Origin of the sequence: Pseudoalteromonas sp. NEC-BIFX-2020_002, from assembly GCF_013002825.1 — a bacterium.
Classification (GTDB): domain Bacteria; phylum Pseudomonadota; class Gammaproteobacteria; order Enterobacterales; family Alteromonadaceae; genus Pseudoalteromonas; species Pseudoalteromonas neustonica.
The window spans coordinates 208,578-224,256 of sequence record NZ_JABEPJ010000004.1; the positions used below are offsets into that span (position 1 = coordinate 208,578).

A 15,679-nucleotide genomic window follows, 5' to 3' on the forward strand; every position below is an offset into this window, starting at 1 on the left:
GCTCACTCGTTATTTTAAGTTACTATTAGTCGTATTATAAAACCCAGCAAATTGCTGGGTTTTTATTTGCTTAATTTAAAGGTTGGCATGGCTTATATAACCCTATTTTTTACTGCGTTTTTTTCGGCAACTTTACTGCCCGGTTCATCGGAAGTGATACTAACGGCAATGGTTGCCAAAGGAGAGTATTTGCTTTGGTTATTATGGTTGTGCGCGACGCTTGGTAATGTATTAGGGAGTTGCGTAAATTATTGGTTAGGCACGCAAGTTATGCGTTTTAAGGAGCGTAAGTGGTTTCCTGTTTCGCAGGAAAATATTGATAAGGCTACAGCTCACTTTGAAAAATATGGTGTGTATAGCTTGTTGTTTGCATGGCTGCCCATTGTTGGCGATCCACTGACCGTTGTCGGGGGGATTTTTAAAGTACGCTGGTGGACATTTTTGTGGATTGTAAGTCTTGGCAAAGGCGCACGCTATCTAGTGGTGCTGGCCTTTGCCCTAGGTTTAGACACACTAATTTAGGCTTTAACCCAATCTAATGTCAGAGATACTGAGTCTGCAAAACGCAAAGCATGGGGTTTATCAACGCGTACTTTTGCGTAATTCACACTGCTGTGGCTATGACATACGGCTAATATCTCAGCAACGAGCTTTTCTAATAACAAAAAGTGCCCTTGCTCGACGATAGTGATTACTTCTTTTGTGATCACTTTATAATTTAGCGCTTGGTCGACTTCATCAGTTTCACAGGCTTCATCTGCAGGGTAGTGAATCTCAAGATTGATCACTACGTCTTGCTTCTTTTCACGTTCTTCTGGGTTAAAGCCAATAAACGTGCGTAATCGTAAATTGGTGACGTTAATAATCGCATTCGCCATGCTATTAGCCCTTTATTAGCTGTAAAAACTCATTGCGGGTTTTTGGATCGGCTCTAAAGTTACCCAGCATAACAGATGTTCGCATACTTGAGTTTTGCTTTTCAACACCGCGCATCATCATACACATGTGTTTTGCTTCAACAATAACACCAACACCCTTGGCGCCTGTTACTTCTTCAACGGCTTTGGCAATTTGGTGGGTAAGTTGTTCTTGAATTTGAAAACGACGTGCGTACATATCTACAATGCGCGCGAATTTAGACAAACCTAATACCTTACCGTTAGGAATGTAAGCAATATGACAACGCCCTACAAATGGCAGTAAATGATGCTCACACATAGAGTAAAGTTCAATATCTTGAATTAACACCATGTCATCCGCATCTGACGTAAATACGGCGTTATTAGTGATTTCATCTAATGTTTGACGATACCCTTTTGTTAAATACTCCATCGCTTTTGCTGCGCGTTTTGGTGTATCTAGTAAGCCTTCACGTTGTGGATCTTCGCCCACAGCACTAATAATTTCTTGGTAACTATTTTTTAATTCGTTATGCATAAATCTCTCAATCCTTTTAAATTATTTATTTTAAGTGTCGGCCACCATCAACAGGTAAGGAGCGCCCTGTGATGTAATGACTATTTAGTAATAATTCGACACTGTTAATTATTTCACCACAGCCTGGCTCAATACCCATTAGCGATTTTTTTAAGGTTTTAGCACGGTAATGTTCGTCGTCATCGTCATTAAAAATTATCAGCGATGGTGCAATGGCATTTACTTTTATATGTGGCGCATATTTAGCGGCAAATGATTTAGTTAAATTATGTAAAGCAGCTTTACTGGCAGCATAAGCTAAGTGTTTTGGACTGCCTGTTTCGACAACATAATCGGTTAGATGAATAATATCAGCGGGAGTATTATTTTTATTTTGATAAGCCAATAGTAGATCAGCACACTGCAAATTGATTAGGTATGGTGTTTTTGCATGAATGCGCATCATGTTATCAAAAAGTGCAGCGCTGTCAGGGTTGTTCGCTTCGCAGTCCCAGCTTGATGCATTATGAATGATCGCCTTTAAACTTGTTGTGTGGTGCTTCAATTCATTAATGAATGAGTAAATAGCATCATCCTGGCTAAAGTCAGCGTACAGGCAGGTAGCGCCTTTACGCTCTAAATCATCAATAGACAAGTGACGAGTACGATAAGTGACGATGATGTCTTGTCCTGTCGCGAGCAAATGCTCTGCTAACGCCAAACCAATGCGTTGGCCTGCGCCTGTTATCAAAATGGGCGATGTCATAAAATTCAGTGTTCTCTGTTTAACGCTATATTTCAGTGCCATTAACTATAAACTAAATTACAGTAATATTTCACCTATAGCGTAAAGATGTATTTGATATACGTAAAAAATAATTACGGGGATCAGCCATTACACTTTAATCACTGGCAGTGAGTGTGTACAAAAGTAAAAACAGGGCAATTAATTCGTTTTCACTGCTATTAATTGCCCTTGAAGCCATGCTGGTTGAGTATTGATTGCTTAAAGCTCGTCGTAAACAGTTGGGATCGCTTGACGTTTATGTTGAGTACGCAGATAAATGGTGATGAGCTTTTCGTTTACGTCGTCACTTACATTTTTGCCTTCTAAAAAATCATCAATTTGTTCGTAGCTTAAACCTAACGCTTCTTCATCAGTAAGGCCTGGTCGATCACATTCTAAATCGGCTGTAGGTGCTTTATTTACGAGTAAGTCAGGCGCTCCTAATTGATGCGCTAACGCACGAACCTGACGTTTTGATAAGCCAAATAAAGGCGCTAAGTCACATGCACCATCACCAAACTTAGTGTAAAAACCGGTAATGTTTTCTGCGCTGTGGTCAGTGCCCACAACCAAGCCTTGACACAGTCCAGCAATTTCATATTGGGCAACCATGCGTTGGCGAGCTTTTACATTGCCTTTTATAAAGTCAATTTGTGCTTGCTCAGGCAGTGCTTCACCACAGCCAACAACAGCCTCAAGCGCTTGGTCATGCATACCATCAGCGGCAGGTTTTATATTCACAGTCATGCGTTTACTTGGCTGAATGAACTCAACTGCAAGTTGTGCCTCATCTTCATCCGCTTGCACGCCATAGGGTAAGCGTACGGCAATAAATTGGTAGCGGTCTGTTTGTTGCTCGTTGTTCAATTCATCGACAGCAAGTTGACATAAACGCCCGCATGTTGAGGAATCCACACCGCCGCTAATACCCAACACTAGAGAGCGAGAGTGGGCGGCTATTAAGCGACTTTTAATGAAGTTAACACGACGAGTAATTTCGGTTGCTACGTTAATATTTGGCTGAACTTTCATTTCTGCCATGATCTGGGCGCGCATGCAGGGCTCCTAATTAAATATGCTGGTTGTCACTATTATAATGTAATTCAAAGGGGGGATTTAAAGCCCCAAATGCAGTTTTATTTTTTGCAGTTCGCTTTTTAGCTCGTTTATTTCAGTAAGTAAATCATTCAGGTCATCACCTTTTAGTTCTGGTGAAATAGCTGCACTTGGTTGAATTTCAAGTGCACTTTGTTGATCGGCAAACAAATGACTGTAGCGGCTTTCTCGCTTACCCGGCTCGCGAGGGTGTTTAACAACATGCTCTGCGCCAATTAACTCATTAAGTGCAGCTTCAACCTCATTTACATTAGTAAACTCAGCTAAGCGGTTACTACGCGTTCGTAGTTCACCCGGTGTTTGTGGGCCTCGTAAAAGCAGTAAACAAATAATTGCACGTTGTTGTTCAGTCAGTTGCAGGCTACCAAATTCGGTATTGCAAAAACGGTGAGCGTATTTATTTACTCGCCCAGAAATACCCTCATCGGTTGTTACCAAGCGTTGTGTAGTAAGTTCATCAAGTGCATCTTGCACCTGTGCTTCACTTAGAGCGAGTACGGGGTCGCGATTCGATTTTTGATTACAGGCATTGGTCAATCCATTAAGTGAAAGTGGATAATGTTCGGGTGTTGTACTTTGTTTTTCAAGCAAACAACCAATGACTCGTTGTTGAATTGCGCTAAGTAGCATAATAAATGTTCTCTTTTTGTTACTTAACCTAAACTGGGGTTAAGATATTTATTAACACATTGATTTAATTATTTACTATCCTTTAAGCAGGCCTATTGCAAGTGAGTTCAACGCAGTTAGCGTTTAAAATAGCCGCAGGAGATAGCTTTATTATCCTGAATTCAAATTACTGACTCTGAGCTTACACGTTTATTGTTTGCCAAGCCATTGCTGTAGTTTGGGGTTAAGTGCGCCTGCATCGAGTGGTTTAGTTAAATAATCGTCCATTCCTGCTGTTAGGCACTTTTCTCTATCGCCTTGCATTGCATTTGCTGTTAAGGCAATGATCGTTATGTTTTTATAAAGCTCGCCGGCGTCCCCATTACGAATCGCTTGCGTCGCTTGGTAGCCATCCATTTCTGGCATCTGGCAATCCATTAATATCAATTGGTAGGGTTGTTTGACTCGCTCTTTTAACTGGTTAATAGCTTGCAAACCATTTTCAGCAATATCGAAATTAACACCCGCTTGTTTGAGTAGTGCAGAAGCGACTACTTGGTTGACTTTATTATCTTCAACAAGCAATAAGGTGGAAATATTTTCAGTGCCTTGGTTGGTTAGTTTAATATCAGTGATTGGCGAGCTATTACTAAGCTGTTGCTCAATAAACTTCTCATTTGCTAAAGAGTCAAATAAATCTGAAGGAGTCAGGGGTTTGAAAATCATGCAATCTACATTGATTTCTAGTTTGGCATCTTCTTGAGATAAGCTCATAGGCGCCATTAAGATAAGCTTGATTTTATGTTTGCTAATGTATGCTTTTAAGCGTTGGATATCATGATTATTTACTTGTTTAAAGTAATAATAGTCGAGCAAGATGGCGTCTGGATTTTTATGCTCCTCATTTATTATTTCAACCACTTGTGAATAATCATTAATGATTTCTGCTTCAGCTCCCCATGTCGTTAACTGTTTTTTTGCAATCGTGCTATTTAATGGGCAGTTTTCAATAATTAATATATGTTTATTTTTAATGATATGGCTTGGCAAGTCACTGGCTTTACTGAGCAATGGTTTTACTTTGATGGAGAATGTGAAAGTGCTTCCTTGTCCATGCACGCTGGTAACATTAATTTCTCCATCCATTAATTGGCATAGCTGCTTTACAATAGCTAAACCAAGGCCCGTACCACCATATTGGCGTGTAGTTGAGGTGTCAGCTTGAGTAAATGAATCAAATAAAGTGGCTTGTTTATTTAGTTTAATCCCAATTCCAGTATCAATAATAGAACAATGTAGGAAAGTCCCATCGGTGGTGTCTTTTAAGTCAGCAATCACAATAATTTCACCATCGGTGGTAAATTTTACTGCGTTGCCTAATAGATTATTAATAATTTGGCGTAATCTATTTGGATCACTAACGATCTTATTAACGTTTATTCGAGTGGCGTCTAAAATTAATTTAGTATTGTTTTGCTCTACCTTCAAGGCAAAAGATTCGACTACTTCACCGAGTAATTTAGGTAAATTAAAAGCCACTTCTTCTATATCTAATTTGCCTGCTTCAATTTTAGAAAAATCCAAAATGTCATTAATTATATTCAGCAGCGATTGTGCTGACGATTGTGCTAATTCAATATGATGCGCTTGTTGTTGATCAAGCACAGTTTGTTGCACAATATTAAGCATGCCTAATACACCATTCATTGGTGTGCGTATTTCATGACTCATACTGGCTAAAAACTCGCTTTTAGCAGCAACGGCTTGTTCAGCGGCCTCTTTAGCGGTTACTAATTTTTGCTCTGTTTCAATGCGTTGCTCACTAGAGTGTAAGCTGCCAATTAAAGCGGCAACTGCAATTAAAAAGCTTTCTTCGTTTCGTGACCACACGCGAGGATGTTGGCATTGTTCGGCGCACACAATGCCAATAGTCCCACTTCCGCCGGAAAGGCTGGCTATGAGCATTGATTGAATGCCTAAAGGCGTTAAATAACTTTGACTCAGTGGGGCTGTAAGCTTATGACTTTTGGCATTTGAGGCATCGACGACTGCTTGTTTGTTTACCGCAATGAAAAAATCATGGAGCTCAGTGCTTTCCCATACTTGCAGCATCGAATGTTCATGTACATTTTTACCATGATAAGCAAAAGGAATTAGTTGGGTTTTAGATTCATTAAAAAGCCATATACTTGCGCGCTCAACAGTGAGCCCTTGGCAAATAGCCTGCGTGATAATATCTTTAGATTGTTTTAAATAGCCGGTTAAAACAGCATTATTAACGGTCAAAGATGCAAGAACTTCATTATGAAGTGCAATTTTACTGTTTTCTAGCTCAACAATTTTACGGGTATTAATATCTTGCAAGGATCCAAAAATACGCACGCAGCGCCCGTTACGAAACTCCGGTTCACCGTGAACTAACACCCAAATCGATTCACTTTCAGAGTTCATCACCTGGAGTTCAACCTCATAACTCTCGGCAAACTTAATTGCGCGCTCAATGAGTATTTTTATCGTGTCTCTACTTTCACCTTGTTTAAAGTAATTAAGGTTTGTGGGCCAATCTGGTTGCTTATCCAACGGGTATTTAAAAATCTCTTTGGTCATATCAGACCAATAAACTTTTTGATTTTCAAGGCTAAATGACCATGCGCCGATTTTTGCAATATTACTCATGGTGATCAGTATTTTTTCACTTTGTTGCTGACGGTTTAGCATTTTTAAGAAGAACATAAATGCCCATATTAACAATCCGCAAATGATTAATATGGCGAGCCTTAATGGCCAGATGGCTGAACCTGGAGGAGCCCAGCCTGCTTTAGGGGTGACATAAATTTCCCATTCTCCCCCTTGAAAGTTTAAATTAAATGCTAGCGGGTCGCGGGCCAATATTTCTGCTGAACCCCGAAAAAAAGCACCTTTAGTTCCTAACCCATTGCGGCCTTGTATGGCCACGTCATAATTTTTTTCAAGCTCATAAATACCTGAATTTTTATAAATTTTTTCAATGTCTAGTACAACAGAAAGCAATCCCCAGAACTGCTGTTCTGGCGGGATAAAAACAGGAACTCGGGCGATTAGTGCTTCACCGCCTTGTACTAAAGTCAGCGGCCCTGCCATCACTATTTGATTAGTGTCGCGAGCGCGAAGGGCATCTGCGCGTTGGTATTTATTTTTACGAAAATCTAAGCCAATGGCTTTTTCGTTACCTTTTAACGGGTAGGTCATGCGGATCACCATATCTGGCGCTCCACCTATATTGCGCAGCTCTGATGAGGTATCAAATAATGGTGCAGCAATTTGTGCAAAACGCTGCGGATCTAAATTGGGCTCCGCCGCTACAGCAACAGCTAAGCCTCGTACTAATTGTATATTAGAAACAAGCTTTGATTCTAGGCGCGTGCGATAGGTGCTAATTTCGGATAGGATAAGCAAGCGATGCGCATCTTTAGCGCGGCTATAACTTATTTGATCTAACACTAGGCTCGTAAGCACTATAAAAGTAAGTGACAACCAAAATGCCAGCTTAAACTTATATATTTGTTTGTGATCTTGTGTTTGTGACAACGGCATTAGTGATTAAGCTTTTTATGGTTAGACTGTTCAACTATAGTCAATTTATCACGGAAAGAAAAATAGTGTGGAAAAATTACACTATATGTTTTTATTCAGCTTTTTGGCTTGTTAGCTCATTTAAAGTCCTTCGTTTTGATTTGTTTCATTTTTCAATAAATGAACATTATTTTTTCATAAAAGTATGCTTAGAATAGGGCAACTCATTTGTAAGGATTACGTTCATGCTAAAAATTATTAAGTGGTTGGGACTAACAGTACTGATTTTAGGGCTTGCTGCTACCGGTATCATTTATGGTGCTCTGTCATTAAGCTTACCAACCCTTGATGGTAACGGACACAGCCATGAAGTCGGTAACAAAGTGACAATTTCCCGAGATGAATTAGGGCAAGCTGTGATCAATGCTAATAGCCGAAATGATGCTGCCTATGGTTTAGGTTTTGCGCATGGGCAGGATCGGTTTTTTCAAATGGATTTATTGCGCCGAAACGCAGCAGGAGAATTGAGTGAGCTATTTGGTGAGGCAGCTTTAGAGTTGGATAAAAAAATGCGTTTTCATCAATTGCGTAAACGTAGTGTCACGATTGTTAAGCAGTTGCCAGCGGCTGATCAGCTATTGCTAAAAAGCTATGCTGCGGGTGTCAATGAAGGGTTAGCGCAAATAGGGTTTGCTAGTTTTGAATATATATTAACTGGCGCGGCTCAAAAACCGTGGCGCAGTGAAGATAGTTTACTGGTGATTTTTAGTATGTATTTGGATTTGCAAACGGCAACATTCGAACGAGATAAAGCGTTAATACAAATAGAGCAATTATATGGCGCAGAAATGGTGGCCTTTTTAACGCAGCCAAGTAAATTCCAAGCAGCACTAGATGGCAGTCTCCTTAGTCAATACATAGATGACATACCGCAGCTGCGAAAGCAAGATCCTGCAATACCAGATGCTTATGCATGGCAATCAATTGCAGTTAATCAAGAGCGTGGTAGTAATAACTGGGCGGTCACAGGGCAATTAACACAAACGGGTGCGGGTATGCTTTCTGACGATATGCATTTATCGATGGCGGTTCCTGTTATTTGGTATCGAGCTCAACTTAATTATGTAGTATCGGGGCAAGCGACTCAAGTAACGGGGGTTTCTTTACCCGGCGCGCCGGCTATCGTGGTGGGAACTAATAATAAAATCGCCTGGGGTTTCACGAACGGTTACCTTGATACGGCTGATTGGGTTGCGCTTGATGCAGAGAGTAAAACTTGGCAAGTGACAGAGCAAATTAGGTTGCCTGATGGTACAACACAGCCCTATGAGCTTACGCTCAGTAATTATGGACCAGTGCGTGAAATTAGCGGTAAACGTTACGCATTAAGTTGGGTTGCACATCAATCTTATGCGGTTGATATGGATTTACTAAAACTCGAGCAGGCAGTTACGGTTGACGATGCGCTGACAATTGCAAGTGATGTGGGTATACCCGTACAAAACCTAATGGTGGTCGATAGTCAGGGGAATGCCGCATGGAAAAATATGGGGGCAATTCCTGGGCGTATTCAACCTAGTGAACTCGCTGTGCAGGAAAGTGATTATTCAGCGCAGTGGCAGGATAATGAATTAATTAGGCCGGACGTTAAAAACCCTGAAAATGGTCGTTTATGGACGGGTAATTCTCGCGTTGTGTCAGCGCAAGATAATAAGCGTTTTGGTAATGGTGGTTATGCGCTTGGCGCACGTTCTAGTCAAATACGTGACCGGCTTAACGAAAAACAGCAGTTTACTGAAGCTGACTTTAATCAATTACAACATGATAATGAGGCGCGCTTTTTAAAGCCATGGCATACCTTGTTGCTTAGGCAGCTTAATCAAAATAGTCTTGAGAATAAGCGCTATATTAGCGCAGTTGAAAACTGGCAAGCGTGCGCATGTGCAGAGTCTATAGGGTACACTTTAGTAAGGCGCTATCGTGATGAAGTAATTAACATTGCCTTTAGTGCAATGCAGGCAAAGCTAAAAACCGAGGGTGGATCGCTGCGTTATATTAAGCGTGATTTAGAGCCTGCAATTTGGCAATTAATTGAGCAGCAGCCAAGCAGTTGGCTCAATCCTCAATTTAAAAGTTGGGATGCTCAATTAGTCGGTGCGTTTATTAAAACGATTGAAAATTTAACGCTGGAATTTGGCAGTGATATTCAAAATTGGCAATGGGGTAAGGTGAATGAATTAGTCATTGAACACCCGTTTTCAAAGCAGATCCCTCAATTAAGTAATTTATTAAATATGCCTAAAGCGGCAGGGTTTGGTGATAGTTTTATGCCAGCAGTGCAAGGGCCAAACTTTGGTGCTTCACAGCGATTTATAGCTCAACCAGGCCACCTAGATAAAGCAGTAATGGCTATTCCTGGAGGGCAATCTGGGCATCCGTTATCACCTTTTTATCGAGCGGGTTTCATGGGCTATATTGCAGCGGAACTCACGCCATTATTACCGCAAAAGCTGAACCATCAAATTGTAATAACACCTGTAAGTCTAAATTATACACCTATCATGTAGTCTTGTTCTGGTGTGGCGATGGTGGTCATATTTCTGCCATCGTTTTTACTTTTATAAAGTGCAGCATCGGCTTGTTGTAATGTTTTTTCTAATGATGCCAAAGGACGCCATTCTATTAAACCAAAACTCATAGTAATGGTTAGATTTGGTTTAATAGATAAAAGTGATAGCGCTTGTATGTGATTGCGTAATGCTTCAATACGTTCAAAAGCATCCGCTTCATTAGTATTAGCGAGGACGATCAAGAACTCTTCGCCACCCCAGCGTACAATAATATCGGTTGAATTTAATTGGTTTGTTAGTGCGCTTGCAATAATCGTTAAGATAGCATCACCTTTATCATGACCATAGGTGTCGTTGATCTGTTTAAACATATCTATATCAGCCATAACTACACAAATTTGGTTGTCGGCCATGATGCTTTTTTGACGAGTTTCTATAATTAACTGTTTAGCAAAACGCCGGTTATATAATTTAGTAAGGTGATCTTTTGCTGCCATTTCAGTTAATTCAATACGCTGTGAAATCGAGATTTCTCTGATCAAGCTAAATGCATAAATCATGGGAAGCCCGGCGATAATAATATTAATAATATTAATGTAAGGTAAAAGTGATACATACGCATAGTTGTAAGTGACATCAGCAAAGAAAAAATACAATCCAGCAAAGGTAATTATTAATGTCATGCTGTAAATAACAGCCTGCTTCAATTTAAGTTGATAATCAACTAACAGCATTGACGAAATGGTCCATAGATAAAATTGAAAACCGAGCTCTAATCCTAATGTTGCACATGCCAAAATCGAGTGTAATACCACTTCTATGCAAAATATTCGCAAGGCTAATGCATGCAACCTTTGGCTTATTAAAAAGATCCCAGAGCCCCAAGCAAGGACACTAAAAATATTGACAATTGCTAAAGTCAGAGCACCAATTTGCGCAAAAAATAATATCAGTAATACGTGGGTTGCTAAGGCAAAGTACGCCACTTTTTTGATAATTTGAAATTTCACTTGCTCAACGTCATCAAGACTTGCATGTAGGGGTTGTTCTGATGTTGTCAAAAGGCCTCCTAAATGTGAGTGAGTCATTTTAAAAGTATAGGAGATAAAAAATTAATTTGAGCGAAAATAATGAGCATAACGTTCTATATTTAACCTACATATAAAATAAGAGAACAATAATGAAAAAATTAATTCCGGTATTCATTACGTCAGCACTTTTAAGTTTAAGTTGTCATGCTGAACAAAGCGTTGTTAAAACACAAAAAATCAGTGAGCATATGTATGTATTATTTGGCCAAGGTGGCAATATTGCTGCAAGTGTTGGTGACGATGGTATTTATATTGTTGATGACCAGTTTGCAACGTTATCTGAGCAGATCAAGCAATCGTTAACTGAATTAAAACCCGGCAGTGCTCAGTTTGTCATAAATACACACCATCACGGCGATCACACTGGGGGTAATGAAAACTTTGCGAAAGCGGGGGCTCATGTCATCGCACATAATAATGTACATAAGCGATTAACTGAAAAGCATGGTGTGGGCTCTGACTACTTACCGCGCATCAGTTTTAATGATGATTTAACGTTGCATTTCAATAACGAACACGCCAAGCTCAAGCATTACCCTCATGCGCATACCGATGGTGATGCCGTTGTTTTTTTCGAATCAGAAAATATTGTGCACATGGGTGATATCTTCTTTAATACAGGTGGTTTACCATTTGTAGATGTAGACAGTGGTGGTAGTGTTGACGGCATATTAAATGCGGTTGACGATGTTTTACTAAGCATTAACGATAACACGCACATTATTCCTGGTCATGGGCCGCTAAGCAAGCGTTCAGAGCTGGTGGTATATCGTGACTTGGTTGCTAGAGCAAAAGCAATTATGCTCAATGCGATGAAAGATAATGCCAGTTTAGAACATGTACTAAAAGCGGATCCTCTTGCCCAGTTGAATATTGAATTTGCAGGGTGGTTACCAAAAGAGCGCGTTACTACACTGTTTTATCGAAGCTTAAAATAATAAATTTGGCCACTGCGGTGGCCACAAACTAATGTCCTACGCCTAAAGGAGTTGTGTATGCCGGCAGAAAAGACCCATCTAGAGATTTGTAACTTAACAAAAGAACAATATCCACAAATTAAAACATTGATGGACCAAGCCTATCCTGATTTAGGCGGGGCATGGCCTAGCCATACTATTTTTAGGTTGATAGACCAATTCCCAGAAGGTCAATTAGGTATGGTTGATGATGGTGTATTAGTAGGGATTGCGCTCAGTGTGCAAGTTGACTACACACGTTTTTCAAATCCACATACCTACGAAGATATTGTTGACGGTCATGATCGGGTATTTAGTGACCCCGATGGAGATGCGTTGTATGGGCTTGATGTTGTTATTTCATCAACTCACCGAGGTATGCGCTTAGGCCGCAGACTCTATGATGCACGTAAAGAATTGTGCCGTCAGTATAACTTACGAGCCATTTTAGCGGGTGGGCGTATTCCGCGTTATTACAATCACAGCGATGAAATGACACCAACAGAATATATCGCCAAGGTGGATCATAAGGAACTGTATGATCCTATATTGAGCTTTCAATTATCGAACGACTTTCAGGTTAAAAGATTGCTTAAAAAGTACTTGCCTGAAGATCAAAACTCGGTTGGTTATGCCACGTTGCTTGAGTGGAATAACATTATGTTTGAACCAACTGACACTGTACTCGAATCGACCAAATCGATAGTGCGAGTTGGTGCTGTGCAATGGCAAATGCGTAGTGTTGCATCGGTTGAAGAAATGCTCACGCAAGTTGAGTATTTTGTAGACACAGTATCTGATTACAAAAGTGACTTTATTTTATTCCCTGAATTTTTTAATGCTCCATTAATGGGGCTCAGCGAACAAAGAAATCAAACCGAAGCAATTCGTTATTTAGCTGAATACACAGAGACTTTTCGTGATGCGATGTCGCGAATGGCGATTGAATATAACGCCAATATAATTACCGGTTCAATGCCGCTTGCCGAAGGCGATAAAATTTATAATGTCAGCTATTTATGTCACCGTAGCGGTAAAATTGATGAGCAACGTAAAATTCATATTACCCCGCATGAGCAAAATGATTGGGTGATCCAAGGTGGCGATAAAATAGCGGTGTTTGAAACTGATGCAGGGCGTGTGGGTATTCAAATTTGTTACGATGTAGAGTTCCCTGAATTGTCGCGCATTTTAGCAAAGCAAGGGCTCGACATTCTGTTTGTACCATTTTGGACAGACACTAAAAACAGTTATTTACGTGTTCGCCATTGTGCACAGGCTCGCGCCATTGAAAACGAATGCTATGTAGTCATTGCAGGTTCTGTCGGCAATTTACCAGAAGTAGAAAGCCTAGATGTGCAATATTCGCAATCAGCCGTACTGACTCCGTCGGATTTTTCATTCCCACACGATGCGACGCTCAACGAGGCCACTCCCAATACTGAAATGCTGTTATTCAGTGATTTAGATATGGATAAGTTAAAGGTACTCCACAGCGAAGGCACCGTCCGTAACTTAAAAGATCGTCGTGAAGACTTATACGACGTTATTTTGAAAAAGAGGGATAGCTAAAAAATGGCATGGGTGTATTTAATTATCGCAGGCCTGCTTGAAATTGGTTGGCCTGTTGGATTGAAAATGTCACAAGAGGGTGAAAATCGTTGGTTGGGTATAGGTGTTGCCGTGGCGTTTATGGTTGCCAGTGGCTTTATGTTATGGCTGGCACAGCGTTATATTTCAATGGGGACATCCTACGCTGTATGGACTGGTATTGGCGCGGCCGGGACATTTATAGTGGGGATCCTTTTTTATAATGATGCCGCTACATTTGGCCGTGTAGCCGGTGTATTAATGATTATCAGCGGTGTAATTACCTTAAAAATAAGTCATTAAGTGGAATAACTAAAAAATAAAAAGCGGCTACTTGGTGAGCCGCTTTTTATTTAAGTGGAAGTTATTTAATTGGTGGGCAACATTACCAATATCGCGGCAATAGCGATTAATACAAGCCCAGCGGTATCTTGGCGTTTTAAAGGCTGTTTGAGCCATAACACCGAGATCAACATGGTAAAGAAAACCTCTACCTGCCCCAGCGTTTTAACGTAGGGGACATGTTGTAAACTCATGGCACTAAACCAGCCAATTGATCCTATACAGCTAAAGAAGCTCACTAAGCTGACCATTCTTTTATAGCGCCACATTTGCTTTAATGTGTGCGGCTCTTTAATAGCTAAATACACAAGTAACATAATACTTTGTAGGCTGATCACAAATAGTAAGACCCATGCTGCAGAGTGAGGAAATAATAGGCCCGAGTTTAAGCTTGCTTCACGCACCCACAACGAAGTAAGCGCAAAGCAGGTGCCACAGGCAAGCCCAAGCAAGGCGGTGGTTAAATTAAACTGTTTAACTTTAGTAATACCGCTGAGTATCAATACAGCGATAGCGCCTAAAAACACCCCTAACCAACCGAGTAAACTCAGTGCAGAACCAAAAAACAGTACGCCTAGAATTGCGGCAACCAGCGCTTCACTTTTTGCAAGCCCAGCACCCACAGCATAATTGTTCATTTTAAATAGCTTAACCATTAAACCAGTAGCAATAATTTGCATCACACTTGCACCTACAATAAAGGCCCAAAAGGTATTATTAAATGAGGGCATAGCTGTCGGCTGGTATTGATAAAGTGAATAAAGATAAATCGCGGCAATAGGGCTGGCAACAATAAAGCGCGCTAATGTTACACCCGCTACGCTCATATCATTACTTAATTTACTTTGCAGTGCATTACGCCACGCTTGCATAAAGGCGGCTAAAAAAGTGAAAAATATCCAGATCATGATCGTTACAAAAAAATAGCAGTGAGAGGTAAGTTAACAGGCCGCGAAGTTTAAAGCGAGGGAGGATTACCGCTTATGAATATTCATCAACTGCGACAATATGCCACAGTTTCAAATACCTCACGCTGCGCTATAGTTAGTGTGATGTTATTGCTAGCCGCGATTGCTTATATAAGCAATCGCGGCTTTTTTATTACTCGAATTGTGTCTTAAGTTATAACGAGTTGAGTTTAGCTGTGCTAAGTTAATTAAAATTTTAACTAACTTAAACTCAGGTTAACGAGGAATAACAATGACGATATTACTTATTTGCGCACTACTTGCTGTACTGATGCCTTACTTTGCTAAGGCTCCGGTGGCGTTCGCGATGAACAAACTCGATGGCTACGATAATAAACATCCGCGCGACCAGCAAACTAAGCTAACAGGGTTTGGCGCAAGAGCTTTAGCTGCACATCAAAACTGTTTTGAAGCTTTGGCGGTATTCGCAGTGGCTTTGGCGGTGGTGTTAGGGACAAACAGTGTTCATCAGGTAACCGAATTGCTCGCTATTACCCATATTATTGCACGTGTATTATATTGTGTTTTTTATTACTTAAATTTAGATGTATTACGTTCATTGGTGTGGTTTGTGGGCTTAGGTTCTGCCGTGGCAATGATTGCGGTCAGTATGTAATACGTTGATTTAAAAGCTGAGGTTACTTGGGCGTGTTGACCTTTCGTGATTGATTTTGCTGCAGTA

General features: G+C 40.5%; 14 protein-coding genes. 6 read left to right on the forward strand and 8 right to left on the reverse strand.

The window, feature by feature from the left end:
- The first annotated feature begins 87 nt into the window (after positions 1–87).
- The gene (locus tag HJP15_RS06880) at positions 88–522 is read left to right on the forward strand and encodes a YqaA family protein (RefSeq protein ID WP_054454442.1); all 435 of its coding nucleotides are present in this window, start codon (positions 88–90) and stop codon (positions 520–522) included.
- Here HJP15_RS06880 and folX read toward each other — a convergent pair.
- From folX to HJP15_RS06910, 6 genes are all read right to left on the reverse strand, one after another.
- Positions 519–878 (reverse strand): dihydroneopterin triphosphate 2'-epimerase, encoded by a 360-nt coding sequence (gene folX / locus HJP15_RS06885; RefSeq protein WP_054205261.1) that lies wholly within the window; start codon positions 876–878, stop codon positions 519–521. The two genes, HJP15_RS06880 and folX, sit on opposite strands and share 4 nt — an antisense overlap.
- A 4-nt stretch (positions 879–882) precedes the next feature.
- Complete coding sequence (gene folE / locus HJP15_RS06890) at positions 883–1,437, reverse strand: GTP cyclohydrolase I FolE (protein ID WP_054205260.1); 555 nt, start codon at positions 1,435–1,437, stop codon at positions 883–885.
- Positions 1,438–1,462: 25 nt separating this feature from the next.
- Positions 1,463–2,182, reverse strand: a complete 720-nt coding sequence (gene folM, locus HJP15_RS06895; RefSeq protein ID WP_054205259.1) for a dihydromonapterin reductase — start codon at positions 2,180–2,182, stop codon at positions 1,463–1,465.
- A 240-nt stretch (positions 2,183–2,422) separates the two neighbouring features.
- Positions 2,423–3,259, reverse strand: a complete 837-nt coding sequence (gene nadE, locus HJP15_RS06900) for an NAD(+) synthase (RefSeq protein ID WP_170173324.1) — start codon at positions 3,257–3,259, stop codon at positions 2,423–2,425.
- Positions 3,260–3,319: 60 nt separating this feature from the next.
- Positions 3,320–3,949, reverse strand: a complete 630-nt coding sequence (locus HJP15_RS06905) for a YceH family protein (protein ID WP_054205257.1) — start codon at positions 3,947–3,949, stop codon at positions 3,320–3,322.
- Between the two features lie 189 nt (positions 3,950–4,138).
- Positions 4,139–7,501, reverse strand: coding sequence for a response regulator (locus HJP15_RS06910; RefSeq protein WP_170173325.1), 3,363 nt, complete (start codon positions 7,499–7,501; stop codon positions 4,139–4,141).
- 224 nt (positions 7,502–7,725) lie between these two features.
- On the opposite strand from HJP15_RS06910, the gene HJP15_RS06915 reads away from it, so the two are divergent.
- Positions 7,726–10,047 carry a penicillin acylase family protein gene (locus HJP15_RS06915; protein ID WP_170173326.1) on the forward strand — a complete coding sequence of 774 codons (2,322 nt, stop codon included), beginning with the start codon at positions 7,726–7,728 and terminating at the stop codon, positions 10,045–10,047.
- Here the strand turns inward: HJP15_RS06915 and HJP15_RS06920 are convergent.
- Complete coding sequence (locus tag HJP15_RS06920) at positions 10,029–11,111, reverse strand: GGDEF domain-containing protein (protein WP_249118437.1); 1,083 nt, start codon at positions 11,109–11,111, stop codon at positions 10,029–10,031. The genes HJP15_RS06915 and HJP15_RS06920 overlap by 19 nt on opposite strands.
- A 119-nt stretch (positions 11,112–11,230) precedes the next feature.
- Between HJP15_RS06920 and HJP15_RS06925 the strand changes: the two genes are divergently transcribed.
- From HJP15_RS06925 to HJP15_RS06935, 3 genes are read left to right on the forward strand one after another with little or no spacing between them, the layout of a single operon-like run.
- On the forward strand, positions 11,231–12,079 hold the full coding sequence (locus HJP15_RS06925; RefSeq protein ID WP_170173327.1) for an MBL fold metallo-hydrolase: 849 nt from the start codon (positions 11,231–11,233) through the stop codon (positions 12,077–12,079).
- 57 nt (positions 12,080–12,136) lie between these two features.
- Positions 12,137–13,669, forward strand: coding sequence for a carbon-nitrogen hydrolase family protein (locus HJP15_RS06930; protein ID WP_054205252.1), 1,533 nt, complete (start codon positions 12,137–12,139; stop codon positions 13,667–13,669).
- A gap of 3 nt (positions 13,670–13,672) precedes the next feature.
- A complete protein-coding gene (locus HJP15_RS06935) occupies positions 13,673–13,990 on the forward strand; it encodes a DMT family transporter (RefSeq protein ID WP_170173328.1) in 318 nt (105 codons plus the stop codon).
- 65 nt (positions 13,991–14,055) lie between these two features.
- Here HJP15_RS06935 and HJP15_RS06940 read toward each other — a convergent pair whose 3' ends face one another.
- Positions 14,056–14,937: an EamA family transporter gene (locus HJP15_RS06940; RefSeq protein ID WP_170173329.1), complete on the reverse strand. Its 882-nt coding sequence runs from the start codon at positions 14,935–14,937 to the stop codon at positions 14,056–14,058.
- A 292-nt stretch (positions 14,938–15,229) separates the two neighbouring features.
- On the opposite strand from HJP15_RS06940, the gene HJP15_RS06945 reads away from it, so the two are divergent.
- Positions 15,230–15,613, forward strand: coding sequence for an MAPEG family protein (locus HJP15_RS06945; RefSeq protein WP_054205249.1), 384 nt, complete (start codon positions 15,230–15,232; stop codon positions 15,611–15,613).
- Positions 15,614–15,679 lie beyond the last annotated feature (66 nt).

What these genes read in the sequence shown, in the direction of transcription:
- HJP15_RS06880 (WP_054454442.1), top strand. Translation starts at nt 88, where the DNA reads ATGGCTTATATAACCCTATTTTTTACTGCGTTTTTTTCGGCAACTTTA.
- folX (WP_054205261.1), bottom strand. Translation starts at nt 878, where the DNA reads ATGGCGAATGCGATTATTAACGTCACCAATTTACGATTACGCACGTTT.
- folE (WP_054205260.1), bottom strand. Translation starts at nt 1,437, where the DNA reads ATGCATAACGAATTAAAAAATAGTTACCAAGAAATTATTAGTGCTGTG.
- folM (WP_054205259.1), bottom strand. Translation starts at nt 2,182, where the DNA reads ATGACATCGCCCATTTTGATAACAGGCGCAGGCCAACGCATTGGTTTG.
- nadE (WP_170173324.1), bottom strand. Translation starts at nt 3,259, where the DNA reads ATGCGCGCCCAGATCATGGCAGAAATGAAAGTTCAGCCAAATATTAAC.
- HJP15_RS06905 (WP_054205257.1), bottom strand. Translation starts at nt 3,949, where the DNA reads ATGCTACTTAGCGCAATTCAACAACGAGTCATTGGTTGTTTGCTTGAA.
- HJP15_RS06910 (WP_170173325.1), bottom strand. Translation starts at nt 7,501, where the DNA reads ATGCCGTTGTCACAAACACAAGATCACAAACAAATATATAAGTTTAAG.
- HJP15_RS06915 (WP_170173326.1), top strand. Translation starts at nt 7,726, where the DNA reads ATGCTAAAAATTATTAAGTGGTTGGGACTAACAGTACTGATTTTAGGG.
- HJP15_RS06925 (WP_170173327.1), top strand. Translation starts at nt 11,231, where the DNA reads ATGAAAAAATTAATTCCGGTATTCATTACGTCAGCACTTTTAAGTTTA.
- HJP15_RS06930 (WP_054205252.1), top strand. Translation starts at nt 12,137, where the DNA reads ATGCCGGCAGAAAAGACCCATCTAGAGATTTGTAACTTAACAAAAGAA.
- HJP15_RS06935 (WP_170173328.1), top strand. Translation starts at nt 13,673, where the DNA reads ATGGCATGGGTGTATTTAATTATCGCAGGCCTGCTTGAAATTGGTTGG.
- HJP15_RS06940 (WP_170173329.1), bottom strand. Translation starts at nt 14,937, where the DNA reads ATGATCTGGATATTTTTCACTTTTTTAGCCGCCTTTATGCAAGCGTGG.
- HJP15_RS06945 (WP_054205249.1), top strand. Translation starts at nt 15,230, where the DNA reads ATGACGATATTACTTATTTGCGCACTACTTGCTGTACTGATGCCTTAC.